We start from the raw sequence: 19798 nt of genomic DNA, 5'->3' as shown, positions 1-19798 counted from the left end.
AGTAATAAAAGGAGATGGTTTAATGCTAATTGACATCATAGCGGGCGCGCGCCCTAACTTCATGAAAGTCGCTCCGATCATTCGGGCGCTGAAGACTCGCCGTAAAGCCGGGGCGGATCTGCAGTACCGGCTCGTTCATACGGGGCAGCACTACGACGTGAGTATGTCCGGGACTTTTTTTGAACAGTTGGGAATCCCTGAGCCGGACGTCAACCTTGAAGTCGGGAGCGGTACTCAAGCCGAGCTCACGGCTGGCATTATGACTCGCTATGAAAAGCTGCTGCTGGAAACTCCGAGTTCGCTGTGCCTGGTTGTTGGTGACGTTACCTCAACCATGGCGTGCGCGATCACCGCTCAGAAGTTGCTGATACCGGTTGCCCATGTCGAGGCGGGTATTCGGTCTGGTGATTGGAGCATGCCAGAGGAGATCAATCGGATGGTGACTGACAGTATCACCAACTGGTTCTTTACAACGAGTGAGTGGGCGGGCGGTAACCTTGTAAAAGCAGGTATAGAAGACGAAAGGATTTTTTTCGTGGGCAACACCATGATTGATTCGCTTCTGGCAAACCTGGATAGATTTACTGCACCGGACATTTGGGAGGAGCATGGGCTACAGCAGGGTGAATATTTTGTGGTGACCCTTCATAGGCCTGCAAATGTGGATTCTTCAGGCCAGTTTGCGGAGATGCTGAAAGCCATTGGTCGTGGCACTCGCGGATTGCCTGTGGTGTTTCCGGTGCATCCTCGCACTGCCAAAACATTGCGGGATATGATCGATCTACCGGACAACGTTATTCTTGCAGAGCCCCAACCCTATCTTCAGTTCAATTACCTTGTGAAGAACGCGAAGGCGGTTATTACGGACTCTGGTGGTATAACGGAGGAAACAACTGTCATGGGTGTTCCGTGTTTGACGCTTCGGAACAGCACCGAGCGGCCAGAAACGATAGAGCAGGGCACGAACGAATTGATTGGTACCGATCCAGCTGCACTGGAACCAGCATTGAATAAACTTTTCGCAGGTGAATGGAAAAAAGGCGGGGTTCCCCCTCTGTGGGATGGGAAAACCGGTGAGCGGATTGTTGCTACTCTTGAAAAGTTGCTCCTGCAATCACGGGGCTAGAATAGAGCCCTGCAGGCGTTCTTGAATTCCCGGGTGCAGTTGTCAAGGCTATATTGGGTGTTCGCCTTCTCGCGGGCGAGCAACCCCATTGACTGCCTGGTTTGCTCGTCCCGTAGCAGTCTGGCGATGAAGCGAGCGGCGCTGGACGCATCGTCTTTCGGATAGACATACCCGTTTTCGCCGTGGTCAATTGCCTGTTTAACCGAGGGAATATCCGGAACCAACACCGGAAGACCGGCGCTCATATACTCTACGATGGAAAGAGAGAACCCTTCTCCGAGCGCCGCATGCATGGCCATATCCGCAGTGCCGAGAATATCTCTGGCATTGGCTATAAAACCAGGCAAACGGACTTGCCGATCCAATTGAAGGTGGTGAATCTTTTCCTTAAGTGTTGAATAGGCCGGGCCGTCGCCGATCAACAAAAATACCAGGTTGTTCTCTGGTATCAGTCGCTGGAGCTCTGAGGCGGTGTCGATAATGAAGTCGAAACGTTTATAAGGGTGAGCCCTGCCGGTTGTGATGCAAATTTTGCTATCGTGTGGAATATCCAAGTTGTCCAGCAATGACTGGCGGGAGGTAGTACCCACCTCGACGGGGGGGATGCCGTTTTGCACAACGTGACAGCGGTTTGCCGGTATTCGGCCGTTGTTGATGTTGCGTTGTCGCATTAGTTCCGACACACAAATTTGGCTGTCAGCACAAATCATGGGAAGTCGGTTGCGAATGGACTTCAGGAAGCCTTTCAAGCCGTTGATGCTGGGGCGATCGCCAGGAGTGTGGTCGTGTACGACGATATTGCGGACACCGGCGCGACGCATAAAAGCGTAATCAATGTTGAACCAGGGGCGATCTGTCAGGTAGACATGTCGGATGTTGTGGGTCTTTATGAACTGCTCAATCGTTTTTCTGTGACTGGTCCCGGGCCCCTGAGTACCCATATCTACCGCGACTATATTACTTTTGCGAATGCTTTCTGGAAGTTCGGTGATGCTCGGATACGCCAGGAAAGCCTTCCCACCCCGAGCTTCAAATTGCTCTGCAATCAAAGTCCAGAAATGTTCCATCAACCACCAAGCATAACCAACATCTGAAGGATAGTTCGATACAAGAAGAACGTTGTCGGGAATGTGTTGTTCCATATACCTGGCCAGAGTCCATTTTTTCTGGTGGAGAGGGGCGAGCACAATTTAGCCAATTATCATTCGAGCCCGAGATAATAATGGTTTCAATTCCAATTACAATACATAAAACCTAACTTGGTTGTGATACTCGTAGGGTTGTTCTGATAGAATTCTTGACCGGGTAGGGGGTCTCAGGCCCTAAAGGATTCCGTAAAGAGGTGATATAGGATGTCGTCCAGATTAGCAGTGGTTGTCAATAAACATGGAAATGAGCTTTCACCGTCTGAGACATTTCTTCACGCCCACATCAATAAACTCCCTTACCGTTCTTACTCCCTGATTGGTAATCCTGGCTATCGAATGATCCGTGAAGGGTCCATGGGAGCCGGTACTCACCTGGTTTCACGTTCCTTGGTTCCGCTCGGTTTTCGATGGCTGGTCAGAAAGGCCGTTGGCGTATCGGTCGCCACTCAGGATACGAAAGCACTGGTGCGATGGCTTAGGCAATCAAACATCGATGTAGTTCTGGCCGAGTATGGTCCAACGGCAGTCTCCGTCATGGAGGCATGTTACCAGGCCGATGTCCCTCTTGTGGCCCACTTCCACGGTTACGATGCCTACACGGACTATGTCGTTGGTGAATACGGCGAAGCGTATCATCGTTTGTTCGACATCTCGTCGGCAATCGTGGGTGTCTCAAGCCACATGTGTGATCAGTTGGTTCGGCTTGGCGCGCCCGCTAACAAAGTGCACCAGAATGCATGCGGTGCAGATGTTAACAGTACCCAGCGTTCGACCGAACACGAGCCCGGTTATCGCTTTGCGATGATCGGTCGACTTGTTGAGAAAAAGGCACCTTTTGTTTCAATGATGGCCTTTGCCCGCCTTTGTGATTCTGTACCTAATGCCACACTTGAGATAGTGGGCGACGGGCCCCTAAACGCCGCCTGTGTTCAGATGGTGCGTGCTCTCGGGCTGGAGGAGCGGGTGACACTTCATGGCGCCAAGCCTCATGAGTTTGTGCAGGAGGTTTTGGGGCGATCTGACTATTTCCTTCAGCACTCTGTCAGGGCACCGAATGGTGATATGGAGGGCACCCCGGTGGGTGTGTTGGAGGCGATGGGGATGGGGTTGCCGGTGATCAGCACCCGACACGGGGGTATTCGCGACATAATATCCGAGGGTGAGACGGGGATTCTCGTGGATGAATACGACGTCGACGGAATGTTTGAGGCGATGCGAACTCTCTGTGCCGACAAAGAGCTTTCCGCGCGGATGGGCGAGAAAGCCCGGGAATCCGTGGCTGATAACTGGACCATGGAAAAAAGTGTTGCCCGTCTCTCTGAGATTATCGGATCAGTCGCGCACTGAGCTTGATCCGGTTGCGTTTCAGTTTGCTCGCCCTATGGAGATTGTTGGATGAAAATTGGCTATTTGTACGACCTTCAAGCCTATCCGCCAAAAGGCGGCAACCATATTCATGTGTTTGAATTGATCCGTGGATTCCTGAGTGAGGGGCATGAAGTCGCGGTGTTAGGCGACCCCACAATGCCTGATGTGACGAATTTCGAGGGTGATACCGACCATTCGCTCTCCGAGTTTCTGGCGTTCTGTGATGTTATCTATGCGCGGATTGATTCACGTCCCTTGGGTGCCTGGGATCACCTGACAAAGGTGATGGCAAGGGCGGAAGAGACGGTTCCGGTGGTATGGGAAATAAACTCTCCCGCCGATGAAAACCTTGCGTTTTCCTGGTTAGGGGGAAAGCGATCCGGAGTGCGGGAATCCTGGGTCAAGTGGCTGAAGCGGTGGTTTCATGCCGCGCGGCAAAAGCCCCGTATTGCTCGTGAGGAAAAGGTCCGGAGGGCGCTCGCTGAGAGGGTGGACGGCGCGATTTGCGTATCTTCTTCAATGGGGAATTATGCAAAAAATCACCTCGGAATCGAGCATGCTGTAGTGGTTCCGAATGGTGGACCACTGATACCGGAAGAAGAAATACATAGCCGGCGGCAGAAACGCGATAACAAGACGTTTACGGTGTTTTATAGTGGCAGTGCCATATACCCGTGGCAGGGGTTGGACATGCTTTCGGGCGTCATTGAACTGGCAAAGACAGAGGCGCCGGATATTCGTTTCCTGCTGGCAGTCAATCAAAGGTCTGACTACTTGCCCGAAGGCGATAATGTCGAGATCAAAGAGCGTGTACCCAGGGATGAAGTGCTTGATGCAATTTGCGCTGCGGACGTGTGTATTGCCCTTCACCCTGATTGGTTCTGGACGCCCCATGGTGTGCACGGCTCTCCAACCAAGTTATGGGAGTACATGTCCTGCATGACCCCAATCGTTACATCGAACCGCGGGCAAATGGCGGACTTAATTGAACATGAGTCCAATGGCATGCTTGCGAGTGATGACCCTTCGGATATTCTCGCCCAGTTGATTAAGCTCCGTGACAATCCCGATCTTGCACACGCGCTTGGAAGAGCCGGTTGGGAATTGGTACAGGAAAAACTCAACTGGCCAGTTGTCTCTCGTGAAACACTCTCAGTTTTTGATCAGTCAATGAAGCGCCGTCAATCAGGGAAGCATTAAATGGCCGTCAACACTATCAGGCAGGTTCTCAACACTCTGTATCCGCTTGGAACCGGCGAGGGCAAAGTGATCGTTGCCGGCATGCCGAAGTCTGGCACAACCGCAATTGCGGCTCTGTTGGCGGCTTCCATAGGTGAGAAGGTGTGCAGTGACCCGTTTTACAGACTGGACAAACAGGGCGTTCGTTACAGAGAGAAGCTATTTTCAGGAGACCGTGCTCTTGAGAGCCTTTGGAAAGCAAATCGTCATATATTTAAGGGGCAGGTGGTTAAAGACCCGAACTTCCCGTTCTTCATTGCTGATATGAATGACATTTTCCCGGCCGCTAAGCAGGTATTCATTGTCCGGAACCCGTTCGACAATATTCGTAGCGTATTGAATCGTCTGGAACTGCCTGCGGACCCGGTTGAAGGCGAACGGAGGATGGCCGACTTCACTAGTGGTGGGTGGTTCCACGTGTTGAACGGTGTTTCTCCGGAGCTTCCCGGAAGTAACTACCTTGAAAGGATGGCTTGGCGATGGCGTATTTCTGCGGAGCACTATCTCAAGGAGCAGAATACGGTGAGGTTGATCCGCTATGAGGATTTCCGTTCTGACAAGGCCGCTCAAATTCAGAAGCTTGCTACCGACCTTGGCTTGAAGCCGAGCTGCGATATATCTGAACTGGTTGATGTGCAGTATCAGCCGAAAGGTAAGAGCTCAGGCAGTTACGAGTCATTTTATGACAGGGAGCATCTCGACATGATCGGGAGTGTTGTTGAGCCACTGCTGGAGTCATTTGGGTATGGGCGGTAGAAGAAGACCAACGAAGATTCTGATCAGCAATATCGTTACATTGAATCCGGGTGATGCGGCCATACTGCAGGGGATGTTCCATATTCTGCGGCAAAAATACGGTGAGGATTCTGAAATAATTGTTTTTGATCGTCTCGCGGATGCTGCGGCCAAATATTACCCTTGGGCGTCTTTTCGTCAGTCATTTTTTGGCAATAGACCTGAAGGAAGGCTCGCCAGCAAACTGAAAGCCCTTGGGTACGGACATTGGAATACCCGACTTCGCTACTGGTGGCTGAGGACCTGTGTCACTTTTATGCACCTGGGTTTGGCGGCCATTCCAAAATTACTTTTGAACCGTGAGGATTTTTCTTCGCTGCGAGATTATCTGGGTGCGGACGTTATACTGAGTTCTGGCGGTACGTATCTGATTGAAAACTATAATTTATGGCCAGCTATTTACGACTACCGCTTAACATTGGCGACCAAGCGTCCTCTTGCGTTTTTTACTCAGTCTCTTGGCCCTTTCCGACAATCAAATTATCGCTCAGCCTTTGCAGATGTGTTTAACCGATCACATCGGGTGTGTGTTCGAGATGAAAAGTCGCGAAGACATGTTACTGAACTGGGCGTGTCGGATGAAAAGGTCGTTGTGGCGAAAGACGCTGCGTTTGTGTTGGAGCCCAAAGAGAGGCCAAAATCGTTTGAGGAAGGCCCTCTTCCAGATAAAGGCTTGAAGGTAGCGGTCTCTGTTCGGAGCCTGCACTTGTTTGACAAGAGCGGAGCAGACTTGGAGACCAATTACATCAACTCCGTTATCGCGATGGTTGAGCAGGCTGTTCGTCAATTTGGTGCACAAGTTACCTTTCTGTCGACCTGCCAGGGTATCGAGGAGTACTGGACCAACGATGCCGACTTCGCCCAACAGATACTTGAGTTGCTTCCGTCGGATATAAGGCCGAATGTTGCGTTGGATGGCGCGTTCCGACAACCTCAGGAAGTTGTTGAAACCTACGGGGAGTTTGACCTTATTATTGCGACCCGGATGCACGCAGCGATTCTTGGTTTGGTGGCGGGCACACCGGTTTTAGGCATCGCCTATGAATTTAAACTTGAAGAATTGTTTCATCAGTTGGGTATGGACAATGCCCGGCTGTCTACTCAAACAATGAATCCTGAGCGCTCTCGGGAGATGGTATCAAGCATATTAGCGAACCTTGAAGATTGGCGAGCGAAGGTCAGTGAGGTTCGGCAGCAATGCAGGACCCAGGCCGGTTCGGTGAAGGACAAATTGCCAAATGTCTGAATATAAGGGCAAGGTCCTTCGGGCACTTAGCTGGTCGGCAGGTGGTAAGGTTTTCAGTCAGGTTATTTCTCTGGGGTTTGGGATTGCGTTGGCGAGAATGCTGACCCCGGATGACTTTGGCCTTATTGCCATGATGATGGTGTTTACCGGGTTTGCAGCCCTGTTGACGGACGTTGGTCTGGGCTCTGCGTTGGTACAGAAAGCCGATGTCACCGAGTTACACTACAACACCGTTTTTTGGACCAACCTGGGGCTAGGTATAGCCCTTACCGCAGTGATTTGCTTCTCTTCACCATTGATCGCTGAGTTCTACGGGAGAGAGGAACTTACTGATCTTGGCTATATCTTGTCTTTGCAGTTCGTGCTGAGTGCACTAGCTCTTGTTCCTCGTCAACGGTTGGTGAAAGAGCTTTCGTTCAAGGTCGTTACGGTCGCTGATTTTCTAGGGATGCTGGTTGGCGGCATCGTAGCAGTTTATATGGCCAGGGCCGGTTATGAGTATTGGGCGCTGGCTTGGCAGTTTGTAGTCCTTAGAGTCGTCGCGACCGTTTACGTTTGGGCCTACGCTCGTTGGATACCTGCTTTTTCTTTCAGCAAACACGCGTTGGCGGAGCTGTTTGGATTCAGTTTTTACGTTTTTGCGACCCGCATGGTCCAATACGCCACCAAGCAAGCAGATAAGCTTTTGGCGGGTCGTTTTCTTGGAGGCAACGCAGTTGGTCTTCTGGACAAAGCCCAGTCAATGATGCTTTTCCCATTGAGCAATGTCTCCCATGTTGTTGGTAAGGTCATGTTTCCGGCTTTAAGCATGATCCAGAATGACAAAGATCGCGTTCGAAATGTCTACTCACGCTGCACCCAGGCCATTGCCCTATTAACGTTCCCGATGATGGCTGGCATGTTCGCGGTAGCTGAAAACTTTGTTTTCGGCGTGTTGGGTGAGCAATGGGCAGATCTTGTAATTGTTCTGAGAATCCTTTGTGTTGCTGGTGTGGCGATTTCAATTGTTACAGTGACGGGCTCTGTCTATTTATCTCAAGGTATGGCAAAGCTCCAGTTCAAGGTTAATTTGCTAACTCGTCCAATTGCGTTACTGGGTGTCATCGTTGGAATACAGTGGGGGATTGAAGGGGTTGCAATAGGTGCTACTGTTGCGACTCTCATCAATACTGTGATTACGCTTAAGGTTGCAGGTGGCCTGATCGATTTGCCTCTTAGTACCTTGTTCAGCTCTTTTTTCAAGACCTTTTGTGCAGCGGTTCTGATGTGTCTCATTATTATGATGACAGATTCCCTGTTGCTCGATTATAGCCCTCTGGCACGTTTCTTTATTCAGGTATTCGAAGGAGCACTGGTCTACGCTCTCTTTGTTCTCTTGTTCAGGGTACGCGCTTTGGAGGACGTTTGGCTCATTGTCAAAGAAAAACTGCCGGGACGGTAGAGTAAACCAGCAAAGGAAAAGGGATTATTATGAAGTCTACGCTCGATTGCCTGGCGATCATGCCAGTTGGGCCTAGATCAAAAATTGAGTATGTTCAGGACACTATTGCAAGTTTCCTGCACTATTTCGACCCTGCACGCTCGTTGCTATTGGTTCTTGATGATTCTCGAAACACGGAACTGCAGAACCGGATACCGAATAATCGACAGGTGCGATTTATAAGCGCTCAATCCTGTCTTGAAGACAATACGAAAGGCCATAACACTCGGGGGTTGCTATTCGTCAAGCAAGCGGTAGCGGTTCAGGTGGTGTCAAAGGAATACGATTGGAAATGTCTGCTACGACTTGATGATGATGCTTTGGTCATAGGGCCGAATCCCCAGTTGGACGCAATGAAGATATTTGATGCTGAGCCGCACATCGGCATGTTAGGCGCGTATCTGAGGCGGGGAGATGGGCAGGAAAAGCGGCCGGCTCTCCGGCGACAAGGCAGGCGTCTGCTTAAACGCCTAGTATCGCGCGATATTTTTCGTCATCCGGATATGGTCAAAACACTTGCAATGTTGATGATTCGGTCAAAGTTGAATGGCTATAAGCTCGGCGATATGTGTACGGGCGGGGCTTTATTCCTCTCTCGTGCATCTTATAACAGAATTGAGAGTATTTTCAGTAAGGAACTGGGCCACCTCCGTTACTCTGATCTGGCTGATGACCTGCTATTGGCGCTCTGCAATGCGGCGGCGGGATTCAGGATGAAAGACTTTTCTGACCGAGATGATGTCATGGCCATCAACTGGCGAGGATTGCCAATGCCGCTTGACGAACTGGTTCAGCGAAATAAGAAGCTTGTCCACCCCGTAAAGGATCCGAAAAATCTGGATCACGAAAATATGGTCAGAGCCTATTTTCAAGACATTCGTAATTCTTCCACGCCTGAATGAAATGAGTGCTTATTTGCCCTCACGATAACTCAATGGGACGTTAAGTTCTTGTAGACAGACATGTAGCGCTGACTGTTGTTATCAACGTTGAAGTTCTTCATAAGGACGTCGTGGGGTTTTCGGGATGGCGCCTCTGAAACAATTTCTCTCGACTTTAGGAGATAATTGACCCCGTCGGCGTAGCCGCTGGGTGAGTGATCTTTGATTAGTAAGCCAGCTTTCCCGTTATCCAGTACCTCAGGAATCCCTCCGACGTCATGTGCAACGACGTCTACCCCCAAAGACATGGCCTCCAATAGGGTCATTGGTAAGCCTTCGTGATCGGACGTCATAAGAAGTATATCGAGTTTCCTCAATTCCGTTAGAGCGGGACTTACGAATCCTCTAAATTCGATTTTTTCATCAATATTGAGTTCGATTGCCAGTCGTTTCAGTTGGGGTTCCAGCGGCCCTGAACCAATGATTACTCCGGCACAGTCCAAGCCTCGTTGATTAAGCAAAGCGATGGTTTTGATAAAGAGATCAACCCTCTTTACCGGAACCAATCGGCCAACGATACCTAGTCGCACCATTGATCCAGCCGGTCTCTGCTCCAGCGGCCATTCTCTACGTATATCGTTGACATCGACGAAGTTGAAAATTTTATGAACTTTGCCCGGGAATAATTTTTCCAGCGTTTCCTCAAGCTGTGTTGAAACCGCAATAACGGCCTGTTGACGAAGTCGGCCTAATGCTATGTCCAGTTTGCTGATCAACCATTTATGGGGCTTTGTAAAAGATAGCTTTGTTTCCGGGTTGCCATGAACCGTCCGCACGGATAGTGGCACCCTGGCCATATCCTTACCCAGTATACCGAGTACATTTTCCTTGAAACCATGGGTGTGTACGATCTTGGTGCCGTGTGATTTGCAATGAGCGGCTATTGAGCGGGCAATTGCGAAGGAGCCCAAATTCGCTTCATCGGCAATAGAGATCGATATGCCCAGTTCCTGAAGCTTTTCTGAAAGGATGCCGTCATTGAATATGACAGCAGTTGGGGTAACTTGACCAGAGGCCTTTAACGCTCGGCAAAGATTGTAAACCTGGACTTCGGCGCCCGCCCATAAGTCGCCTGAAATCACGTGGGTGACGATCAGCTTCGAGTTGCCTTCTGTCATAGAAGACCGCGTCCGATTGTCGCCAATAAGGTACGTGTACTGTGGCTGTTGCCATCGTGGAGGTTAAAGCGGTGAAGATCATAGGGATTGCACCCGGCAACATTCCAGCCGGTTTTGGTGGTGCATGCTGCCTTGTAGGTATCGGAGACCAGGTTTTCGCCTTTGCCGGTTATATCGCCATTGGGATAACAGAACACTGGTATGGTGGCTTCGCCCAGGGATTTGAGGTCCTGAAGGCAGTCCACGATTTCTTCTTTGAGTAATTTTTCATCTTTTAGGCGATTCAGGCGGTAATGGTGCCTGGTGTGCGCGCCATACCTCACAAGACCGTTTTTCGCCATTTCAGCCAGTTCCGAGCCGCTGAGAATGGATCTGGAGGTTTCCGTGGGAGCCATATCCGGGTGGGATGCATAGACCTGTTCAAGAGCCTCAAGGATCGTGGCGTCTTCGAGTGACTTCAGTCGCGCGATCACATCGTCCGCTTCCAGAAGGGAAAGTGGGCGATTCGCGCCAGGGGCTGGCTCACGAGGCAGATGAGGTCGCAGCCAGTCGAAGGATGAATCGTTCTCGGGAATGGTCTGTGTGGTCAGCAGGCTGAGCACCTGTTCCGGCCAGAAGGTGTTGCCGGTGTTAATCATTTGGGTGACCAGGAAGATCGTTGCCGGGGCGTTCTGTGCCTTGAGAGTTGGATAGGCGTATTGATAGTTGTCTTGCCAGCCATCGTCAAAGGTGAAGGCAACCGCTAGCTTTGGAAGCGGCTTGCCTTGCCTGTTACGGTCAAGCCAGTCGGAGAGGTGGACGGGTTCCGCCCCAAGTTTACGGGCAAACCTGATATGGTTTTCGAGTGACTGCGGGCTGGTGACCATTCCCGGTTGCTCAACGGCACGCTCGGGCGCATCCGCCGGGAGAATTCGGTGGTACGTGAGGATCAGGAGCGTTGGCTTTTTTGAGAGACGGACGCGCAGCCAGCCATAACAGGCCAGCACGGTAAGAGCGCCTGATTTAACAAAGGATCTGAAGAATGCCACGCCTTGGGCCTCCGTCGGCCTCGCCAATGGTTTTGGCTTGTTCGTCCATGTATAGTTTATCGCCATAGCGATTCTGCCAGTAGTGCGCAGAGATGTCATCCACAAGGGTTCACAGGGATTGGGAGCGATGCTGGTTATTCTATTCTGGTTTGCGGCAATTGGAGCGCTTTTCAGCTACTTTATTTATCCACTCATTCTTCGTTTTATGCCCAGTCGTCCGGAAGCAGAGCGCGAGCATACCCTGTCAGACACTCCGCCGCTCGTTTCCCTGATTGTAACGGCCCATAACGAAGCCCATCGAATCCGCGACAAAATCGAGAACTGCCTGGCTCTGGACTACCCAGGCCTGGAAATCATTATTGCCTCGGATGCCTCCAGTGACGCAACCGACCAGATCGTAGGCGAGTACGCTAATCGCGGCGTGAAGCTGGCCCGCGCAAAGGAACGGAAGGGAAAGGAACATGCTCAACTGCAGGCGATCAATGCCGCGACCGGGGACATCCTGATCTTTTCAGACGTTGCAACGTCGATTCCTGAAGACGCGATTGGTCGTATGGTGGCTTATTTTAATGACCCCACTGTGGGCGCTGTGTCCAGCGAGGATCGCTTCATCAGCCGGGATGGCAGCGTGGTAGGCGAAGGCGCCTATGTGCGTTACGAGATGTGGTTACGGGGCCTGGAGTCAAAACGGGCAGGGCTTGTAGGGCTGAGCGGATCCTTCTTTGCTGCCCGCAAGGAAGTGTGCCAGGAAAACTGGGATATCTATTCCCCCAGTGATTTCAATACTGCCTTAAACAGTGCCCGAAGGGGGCTGGTGGCTGTAACGGCGCCGGACGTCCTTGGGTTCTATCAGGATGTGGCGGACGCCTCGAAGGAATATCAGCGTAAGGTGCGCACCATCATCCGGGGGCTGACGGCGTTGAGCCGGCATCCCGAGGTGCTCAATCCGTTCAGGTTTGGCCGTTTTGCGTTCCAGGTTTTCGGTCACAAGCTGATGCGGTGGGCCGTTCCGTGGTTTCAGGCGTTGTTGCTTTTGGTCTCGTTTGCCGTCGCGGGGAAGGGCGGTATCTACACTCTGGCATTACTGCTTCAACTGGCGTTTTATGGGTGTGTTCTGGCGGGGCATTTCGCGCCGGAGTTGCGTAAGAACACCCTGGTGAAAATTCCCTATTTCTTTGTTCAGGTCAATCTGGCGGTTGCCCATGCAACGGTCAGTTTTCTTGCCGGGCGCAGGATGACTGTCTGGACGCCTTCCCAGCGCTGATCGATAAAACGCGGACGTTTTCTATGTTTGCAAAGTTGAGACCGGTCGGTAGCCCTGTACCGAAACCACAGGCCGTTGATAGCCTACTGATGCCATGGGATGAGCACTACAAGGCTTTGTATTCAGGCTCTGGCACTGAAGCGTTGTCGCTGGCTGTAAAGGCGGCCATTGCCATGAAAGCCGGCTCTGAGAGGCCTGAAGTAATTATCCCTGCCTATGGCTGTCCTGACCTGGTTGCAGCCATTGTTGCGCAGGACGCCCAGCCAGTTTTAGTGGATTTCGCCCCGGATAAACCGGTACTGGACGAAGAAGGCGTTCGTCAGGCTTTGACACAACGCACTGTCGCGATCATCGGGGTCAATTTTCTCGGGGCTTGTGCGAGACTGAAAGAGCTCTCACGAATCTGTGCGGATAATGACTTGGTTCTGATCGAGGATTCGGCACAACGCTTCCCGCCCTCCAGTTGTTCCCATGGCTTGGCGGATTTCGTGGTGTTGAGTTTTGGCAGGGGTAAGCCAATCAACTTGATGGGTGGGGGCGCTCTGCTGTTTCGTCAAACGGAGCAATCAGTGGTGCACAGTGCGTGCGCTGATTACTCCGTATTGGAAATACGTACTAACATTGCTTGGCACATCAAGCGACTGGTGTTCAATTCGCTGTTGTCGCGCTATATCTATCCACTTCTTGAGCGCGCGCCATTTCTCAATGTCGGAGAAACCCGGTTCCATCCATTGGAGGCCATTCGGATAATGGAGCTTCCATCATCACTTTTGGCTGCGGGAATACGCGCTTACTTTGCAAGGGAGTCCCTGCATCTCGTTTATTACCGTGAACTGTCGTTCCTGCGGGAGGCTGGCTGGGCGTTTGCCGGAACGATAGATGCGCAAGACCCTACGCCTCGGCTTCGGTATGCCCTTTTGGCGCCCAATGAAAACCTGAGAAACCAGGTGGTCACGGAAATGAATAAAAATGGAATTGGTGCCAACATTTTTTACGGTCGCACACTTCCTGAAATCATGGATGCCGCTTCTATTCGTGTAGGGGGAAGCGGCAGGTATCCAAACGCCAGTAACTTCGCGAAGCGATTGATTACTCTACCAACCCATGAGGGCGTGGGGCTGAGCGATATCAGCACAATCATATCGGTTTTTGAGCGCTTGGCATCTGAGCATTGTAACGACTAGTTTGTTAGTCGATATTCTTTACACCCTGTTTGGTCTTATAATGAAGATAGCTCGGCCTGCATCCATAGTGCCAAGGAATTCGGGATGTTTCCTGATGTATGGTCCGTATATTGCGTTTATTTTGCCGTTGAAAATCGGATAAGGAGATCTGTATGCGAGTAGGTATTTTGTTAGCCGTTTTGTGGTGCCTTTCCTTTCAGGCCAACGCTGCCCCAATATGGACGTATGATCTAAAAGGAACCGTTGCCGGTTCTGAAGAAGCGGCTGGATACTTGGCGGATGTCGACGTTGGAGATGCGTTTTCAATTCGCATGTCCATGCAGAAGCAACTGGATACAAGCTATAAGATCAAGTTCACGGGCGTGATCGGCGGGTGGTCGTTTTCAGAGCAAGAAACCAGTGCGTACTATATTTTTGGCGATCTGGCGCCCGAACGTTTTTACACACATAGTTCTTCTTCGCCCATAGAGGCGCCAGTCGGAACGAGTGGCCCAGTTGATCCATGGGATATCTATTTATTACTACTTGGTCCAGGAACATTGGATACGCATGAGATTGCTGAGGAAGACCGGATGATTAAGAGCAATGGATGGCTGGATACCAATAAGTTTCGGGAGGGCCGGCTTTCTTTCCACTTCTTTACTCAGCTAAGCCCAGATGGGAACAGTTGGGTAGAAGATGACCTTGTTGGTGATATAACGTCCGTGACGGAGGTTTCGGAGCCTGTTCCAGCAACTCTATTGGCCATTGGACTATTGGGTATATGGTGTCGTTGTCGACGCATGCAGGGTTTGTGGACGATAGAGATTCCTAGCTAAGAGGATCGTGGGCACTCTCTTACAATAAGAGAGTGCCCACACTCTAGTTAATCTGAAATGCCTCAACATTTGAAGGCTGGCTCGCCAGGCCATTCGTGTCGTAGACCCGTATGGAGAAGAACCAGATCCCTCGATCGAGTCCGTCAATCACGTAGGAAGTCTGGTCTTTCGAAATGTCCTGAGTCTCCATGTCCAGATTGTTCTCCTCCAGTCCGTAGAAGATTTTGTAGTGGCTGATCTCGCCTGCGTTAAGGTTGGAACCATCCGCTCTTTTTTGTGGCACACTCCAGGACATCTCTACGGATCCGTCAGGCTCGGTTGGTACCGGTTCAGTGGTATCGGGACTGTCGGGTTCCGAGCCTGAGATGGGTTCCAGCGTCCATGGGTTAAGATCGCTTTGATACGCCTCCATTACGGTTACATCAGAGCCGGAGGCAACGACGGTACCGGCGTCCTGAGCCATCATGTCGGTGCCGTATCGGAGTTCCCAATAGTCAGGAATCCCATCCCCATCTGAGTCCTGACTGCTTTCGCTACCAGGGTCTGGTGTATCGACGTTTGCAGACTGACTGATTTGATCGCCGGTTTGCTGATCAACAATCGTTAGCTGTGCGGAGGCCAACCGTATGGAGTCAAAATATTCCATTTTGATTGGCACGGATTCTCCGCTATCCAATGCAATCGCGTATCTGTCCGTTGCTGCAGCACGATTTACCCATGAGTCAATGACAAGGTTGTTATCGAGATACAACCTAACACCGTCGTCGGTGCGTACGATGAATTCGTACTCCCGTGTCCCTGAATCGTGTGGTGCAGTAAATACACCATTCCAGCGAACGCTGAAATTGTCCTCAGGCAAGCCCTGAAGAGGAGATGAGCTTGCCCAGTCATGATTGACGGAGTCTTCGACCCGGTAAGTAGCCAGGGTTTGGAAGGATTTGCCGACATAATACTGCCCCACAAAACCATCGATCATTGCTTGGGACGCTACAGGAACGTCCTCAGAGTCATTAAGATCGGTTCCTTGTTGATACTCCTCAAGGTTCGTTGCTCCGTCGCCATCCGCATCTTCGCCAGCGTCGTTGGGTGCCAGCGGGTCTAAGTTATAAGCAAACTCGGCACCGTCTGGAATTCCATCGCCGTCGGTATCTGCTCGCTCTGCATTTGTTCCCAGATCAAATTCCTCCAGAGCTGTCAGGAAGTCATCATCCCGGTCAGACGACGCATCCTCCGGATCATTTGGATTAAGCCCATGGAAGGTTTCCCAGTTGTCGTAGAGTCCGTCCTGATCTTCATCCAGGGGAGGATACTGTGGGTTCATAGATAACCCGTTCTGCGCATCAAAATAGCCAATTCTATACCCGCGGTTGTATGCCTTGACGGCGTCCTCCTCTGAAGGGTATGAGGGCTGGGCCCAGCTTGAGATTGCTGATGCTGGCACGACTTGACGGCTGAGGTTGGGTCCCTCCCAGGCGACAGCGAAGTGGTCGTCTCCATAGCGTTCCTTGAAGATGATCTGAAAGTAGTACCGCTTTCCGGCTTCAAGGTTGATCGCAGCCGATCCCTGAGACGAGTACTTCTCATAGTCATCGGGATAGGTCCACGCAGGTACTGTCGCAATTTTCGTAGCGCCATCTGGTGTCTGGGAATCGCTCAGCCAGAATTCGACCTGATCATCACCGCTGACAAAAAAACGATAGAGTCCGTCTCGGGGCGGGGTTATAAAACCCTGTGCCATTGCGCCATAGTAGTCCGCACGGTTCTGTGTCTGTTGCAGAGTATTCAGTGTTTCTATGTTGTCTGGGTTATCCGGGTAACGCGTGAGTTCGGTCAGCGCACTCGGTTCAGCGCCCGGAATATCCATCCAGTATCGGATGTCTACCTGCCCGGGTTCACTTTGCTCCGGCAACGATGCCGTTGGAGGTAATGAGTCGATATCTCTTCCCTGCCACACCTGGCAGCCACCTATCGCGAAGAATAAGGGTACCAATAGCGGTTTCCTGAGTGTGTCCACGACTAACTCCTTATGGGGAAATAGTGACGCCTACTCAAGTATTGGTCGCAAGAGGCTATAGGGCCAATGAAAGTATGGAACGTTTGGGAATCTGCGGTTTTTAGTTATCGTAATTACTTATAAGAGGTATAACTGAAATTCGATTCAGAGTATTTCCAATGATCGGTGTCTGTCCGATTACTTTATAAGATCTCTGATCGGCTTTAAGCATTTTCTCGCGCATCGCATTAAAGTTGCCTTTCTTTGGTCAATTTTTCGATCAACACCGACAGGGCCGGGAGTAAGCCCTGCCTTACGCAGGTAATAGTTAAAGTTATGAGCGTCGCTCCAGACATCGGACAGTTCGGTTCTATAGGTAATGGCGAGTGTCACGGAGCGGTCTGATTTGGTGGAGATAAGGTGTGGCGCAATGAACGGATGGTGAAGACCGATGCCAGGCCTTAATTCAAAGTTCTTGGACAGCCTTTCAAGCGCTTGTCGGTAAGCAGGCCTCTTCTTGCCTTCATCAGTGAGCAACGTGTCCCTTTCAGCGGATGTCATTACCCGCTCATCAAACCGGCTCCAGAGCTTCGCGTATTTTTCGCCCTGTATCTGAAACAGAAAATTCATTTCCCGGTCCATGTGATAGGGCGTTACGGATTGAGCGGTGGACATAAAAATATAGGTTGAATACCAGGTGATGGGCGAATCTACATCAAGAATGTTCCGAGATATCTCGGAGAGAATGCGTTCAATCAGGTCTTGATATTCTGGATCTGTTTCCGGGTTGTATATCGCCAGGTAAGATTCGTTTTCGTCGAAATGTTCAATAACAGAATCGAGCGTTAAACCTTCTCTGTTTTGGGCCAGAGATGTGTCGAAGTTGATATCTACGGGAACCTTTCCTCTGCGAAACTTGATGCTGTTTTCTGGGAGACGTTTGCAGAGCTTGAATAATTCCTCAAACTGCAGAAGGGGCTCATCACAGAGATGATGATGAAAAGCAAAGGCTTCACGATTATAGAGTTGCCGGAACTCGGCAGGATCGAGTTCCAATGTTCTGGTAGCGGTTGTCTCCGAAAACCGCTCAAAGTAGCGCTCATCTACAAATTGCCCCAGAGCCATAAAACCTCCGGTTTTCAACGATGTCGTACTTAGAACCCTGTGGGTGGTTGGTACCCCCGAAGCTGCTTTTTCAGGCCTACGAGGAGTCTCCCTAGAAAGAACTTTGCATAATCGAATCTCGACTCACCAGGAAACCTCGGAGACACACCAAACCGCCGCAACAGTCGATTCAGCGAATGGATATAGGCCTGCCTGCGGGTGGTTTTGGTATAGAAGACAATGCCAATAGAAACCGTTACGCCGTTATCCGGGGTTACCCAGGTATTCTCGGTACGTGTTGAGTGGGGCGAGGTGCTGGGGAAATAGACACCTTCTCCGGGGCCAAGGTCCCACTCGTGGCGAGCGTCCATGAACTCGTCCTTCAGGATGACGTCGTGAAGGGAACCGTCGATGATGAAGCTTTCCACGGTATGGGCGGGAATGATGCCTCTGTCGTGGGAATCCCAGACGTTCATGATTTTACGGCCGTGTATCTGCAGCCAGAAGTTGTTCTCCCGGTCGATGTGAAAGGGCGTTACTGACGGAGGCGCGGAGATGAAAATGAACGCCTGCGGGCTGAAAATGCCAGGCTGCTCCCGATCAACCAGGTGCTCGACGGATGAGATAGCCTCGTTGACGAGACCGGCATACTGCGGGTCGGTTTCTGCATTGTACAAAGCCACCCAGGAGCCGGGTTCCGAGATGTTTGCAAAGACGTCGGAAAGATCGCGCCCGTCCGGGCTTTCGGCGTGATGAATGAACTTGGAACTCTGCTTGGCACCAGGGGCGATAAAGCGGCATTGTTTTGAGGGCAGCAGGCGGTGAGCCAATGCTTCCAGTTGATCAAGCTGGAGCAGGGGGTGTTCATAGAAGTTGTGCCCAAGGAGCGAGATGCTGTTCAGGGAAAAGTCGGTTTCGTCTTCAACCCAGACCTTGAACCTGCCCGTGGGTGCTGCAGGCTGATCGCTTCTCACTTGGTTTGCCGTTTCGGGAACGGCTATCTGTTCAGCTGTATCCATGCTCGCCTGCTCCTACTCGGGATGGCGTAAAAAAATTATAGGTAGACCGCAGAAAGCCGTCAATTGGCCGGAACGCGGACCGAAGAGTTAATCACTTCGGGTCATTAACCGTGAAATAAAACCCGTGGTAGTGCTCTACGGTTTTCTCCAGATGGTAGGGGATTTCTATCCGGCGCGGGTTTTTCCACCGGTCCACCAATCGGTACCCTGCCTTTTCCATGTCACTCACCAGGTTGGCCTGCGAGCTGATGTGATAGGGTACTTCACAGACTTCCAGGTATTGCAGTGTCCAGAAGTCTTCCGTTGGGTGGGCGGGCAGGTTATGAACCAACACATGCTTGGGAAGCCGTTGGAGCTGGCTCACGGTGTCGGCAATGCTGGTATCCATGTATTGCAGTGTGCCTGCCGTCATGAAGATGTCTGCGGCGTCTTCCTCGCCCATGTCGTTACTGTCGATGAATGCGAGCCGTGTTTCGTCTTTCTGGTTGGCGATTTTACGCCCGGCTTCGACGGCCGCCGGCAACTCTGCGATCACCCATTGGAGTCCGTCGGGGTACGAGAAGAAATTTTCAAAACTGTAGAACCCCTGGCCGATACTGCCGCCCAGTTCCAGTAGCCGTTGGGAAGGCTGCATCAGCCGGGAGAGCCAGAATAACAACGGGTAATCGATATCCAACACCCGTTTGTCCAGTACTGGCAGCTCCTGCTCCAGATGTTCCCCCTTGTTTTGGTTGATGACGTCGTACTCGTTGGCCAACTGGCTGATGGCCTGCTGCTGGGCTTCGTGGAAGGAAGCGTAAATGCCCCGGTAGGTAATGCCCAGCCGCTTCCTGGCCATGTGGAGGTAGAGGTCGTGACCATAGGGCAGCAGTTCGATGCTATTGATGATCCGGTTCTTCAAGGCTTTATTCACTGTTGTCTCCTTTA

The 19798-nt window shown here is 51.3% G+C and carries 17 protein-coding genes; 10 read left to right on the top strand and 7 right to left on the bottom strand.

Going from position 1 to position 19798, the window contains the following annotated elements; translation table 11 throughout:
- Positions 1 to 22: 22 nt before the first annotated feature.
- Positions 23 to 1126: a non-hydrolyzing UDP-N-acetylglucosamine 2-epimerase gene (wecB, locus tag AAGD24_RS11730; protein ID WP_379865189.1), complete on the top strand. Its 1104-nt coding sequence runs from the start codon at positions 23 to 25 to the stop codon at positions 1124 to 1126.
- Here wecB and AAGD24_RS11725 read toward each other — a convergent pair.
- On the bottom strand, positions 1123 to 2268 hold the full coding sequence (locus tag AAGD24_RS11725) for a glycosyltransferase family 4 protein (protein WP_379865187.1): 1146 nt from the start codon (positions 2266 to 2268) through the stop codon (positions 1123 to 1125). The two genes, wecB and AAGD24_RS11725, sit on opposite strands and share 4 nt — an antisense overlap.
- A 342-nt stretch (positions 2269 to 2610) precedes the next feature.
- On the opposite strand from AAGD24_RS11725, the gene AAGD24_RS11720 reads away from it, so the two are divergent.
- Genes AAGD24_RS11720 through AAGD24_RS11695 form a run of 6 tightly spaced genes read left to right on the top strand, consistent with a single transcriptional unit; the run spans position 2611 to position 9304 of the window.
- Complete coding sequence (locus AAGD24_RS11720) at positions 2611 to 3621, top strand: glycosyltransferase (protein WP_379865186.1); 1011 nt, start codon at positions 2611 to 2613, stop codon at positions 3619 to 3621.
- 48 nt (positions 3622 to 3669) lie between these two features.
- Positions 3670 to 4842 (top strand): glycosyltransferase, encoded by a 1173-nt coding sequence (locus AAGD24_RS11715; RefSeq protein WP_379865184.1) that lies wholly within the window; start codon positions 3670 to 3672, stop codon positions 4840 to 4842.
- Positions 4843 to 5637: a sulfotransferase domain-containing protein gene (locus AAGD24_RS11710; RefSeq protein WP_379865182.1), complete on the top strand. Its 795-nt coding sequence runs from the start codon at positions 4843 to 4845 to the stop codon at positions 5635 to 5637.
- Positions 5627 to 6922, top strand: coding sequence for a polysaccharide pyruvyl transferase family protein (locus AAGD24_RS11705; protein WP_126812458.1), 1296 nt, complete (start codon positions 5627 to 5629; stop codon positions 6920 to 6922). The genes AAGD24_RS11710 and AAGD24_RS11705 overlap by 11 nt, the downstream gene beginning before the upstream one ends.
- Positions 6915 to 8363 (top strand): lipopolysaccharide biosynthesis protein, encoded by a 1449-nt coding sequence (locus AAGD24_RS11700; RefSeq protein WP_126812460.1) that lies wholly within the window; start codon positions 6915 to 6917, stop codon positions 8361 to 8363. Before AAGD24_RS11705 ends, AAGD24_RS11700 begins: the two co-directional genes overlap by 8 nt.
- A 29-nt stretch (positions 8364 to 8392) precedes the next feature.
- The gene (locus AAGD24_RS11695) at positions 8393 to 9304 is read left to right on the top strand and encodes a hypothetical protein (protein WP_379865180.1); all 912 of its coding nucleotides are present in this window, start codon (positions 8393 to 8395) and stop codon (positions 9302 to 9304) included.
- A 29-nt stretch (positions 9305 to 9333) separates the two neighbouring features.
- On the opposite strand, the gene AAGD24_RS11690 is transcribed toward AAGD24_RS11695, so the two are convergent.
- Both AAGD24_RS11690 and AAGD24_RS11685 read right to left on the bottom strand, forming a co-directional pair.
- Positions 9334 to 10461: a glycosyltransferase gene (locus tag AAGD24_RS11690; protein WP_379865179.1), complete on the bottom strand. Its 1128-nt coding sequence runs from the start codon at positions 10459 to 10461 to the stop codon at positions 9334 to 9336.
- The gene (locus AAGD24_RS11685) at positions 10458 to 11489 is read right to left on the bottom strand and encodes a polysaccharide deacetylase family protein (RefSeq protein WP_379865177.1); all 1032 of its coding nucleotides are present in this window, start codon (positions 11487 to 11489) and stop codon (positions 10458 to 10460) included. Before AAGD24_RS11685 ends, AAGD24_RS11690 begins: the two co-directional genes overlap by 4 nt.
- 127 nt (positions 11490 to 11616) lie before the next feature.
- Between AAGD24_RS11685 and AAGD24_RS11680 the strand changes: the two genes are divergently transcribed.
- The 3 genes from AAGD24_RS11680 to AAGD24_RS11670 all read left to right on the top strand — a co-directional run bounded on the left by AAGD24_RS11680 (position 11617) and on the right by AAGD24_RS11670 (position 14755).
- A complete protein-coding gene (locus AAGD24_RS11680; RefSeq protein ID WP_379865176.1) occupies positions 11617 to 12753 on the top strand; it encodes a glycosyltransferase family 2 protein in 1137 nt (378 codons plus the stop codon).
- A 23-nt stretch (positions 12754 to 12776) separates the two neighbouring features.
- Positions 12777 to 13937 (top strand): DegT/DnrJ/EryC1/StrS family aminotransferase, encoded by a 1161-nt coding sequence (locus AAGD24_RS11675; protein ID WP_379865174.1) that lies wholly within the window; start codon positions 12777 to 12779, stop codon positions 13935 to 13937.
- Positions 13938 to 14089: 152 nt separating this feature from the next.
- Positions 14090 to 14755, top strand: coding sequence for a hypothetical protein (locus AAGD24_RS11670; protein WP_379865173.1), 666 nt, complete (start codon positions 14090 to 14092; stop codon positions 14753 to 14755).
- A 43-nt stretch (positions 14756 to 14798) separates the two neighbouring features.
- Here the strand turns inward: AAGD24_RS11670 and AAGD24_RS11665 are convergent, their stop codons facing one another.
- From AAGD24_RS11665 to AAGD24_RS11650, 4 genes are all read right to left on the bottom strand, one after another.
- Positions 14799 to 16619, bottom strand: a complete 1821-nt coding sequence (locus AAGD24_RS11665; RefSeq protein ID WP_379865171.1) for a PA14 domain-containing protein — start codon at positions 16617 to 16619, stop codon at positions 14799 to 14801.
- 327 nt (positions 16620 to 16946) lie between these two features.
- Complete coding sequence (locus tag AAGD24_RS11660; RefSeq protein WP_379865170.1) at positions 16947 to 17873, bottom strand: lysine-specific demethylase; 927 nt, start codon at positions 17871 to 17873, stop codon at positions 16947 to 16949.
- A 29-nt stretch (positions 17874 to 17902) separates the two neighbouring features.
- A complete protein-coding gene (locus AAGD24_RS11655; RefSeq protein WP_379865168.1) occupies positions 17903 to 18871 on the bottom strand; it encodes a JmjC domain-containing protein in 969 nt (322 codons plus the stop codon).
- 91 nt (positions 18872 to 18962) lie between these two features.
- Positions 18963 to 19784 (bottom strand): TIGR04325 family methyltransferase, encoded by an 822-nt coding sequence (locus AAGD24_RS11650; protein WP_379865167.1) that lies wholly within the window; start codon positions 19782 to 19784, stop codon positions 18963 to 18965.
- Positions 19785 to 19798 lie beyond the last annotated feature (14 nt).

Origin of the sequence: Marinobacter sp. M5B (assembly GCF_042604615.1) — a bacterium.
Classification (GTDB): domain Bacteria; phylum Pseudomonadota; class Gammaproteobacteria; order Pseudomonadales; family Oleiphilaceae; genus Marinobacter; species Marinobacter salarius.
The sequence above is the reverse complement of the archived record's forward strand: the minus strand, read 5'-3'. Positions and strand labels throughout refer to the sequence as shown.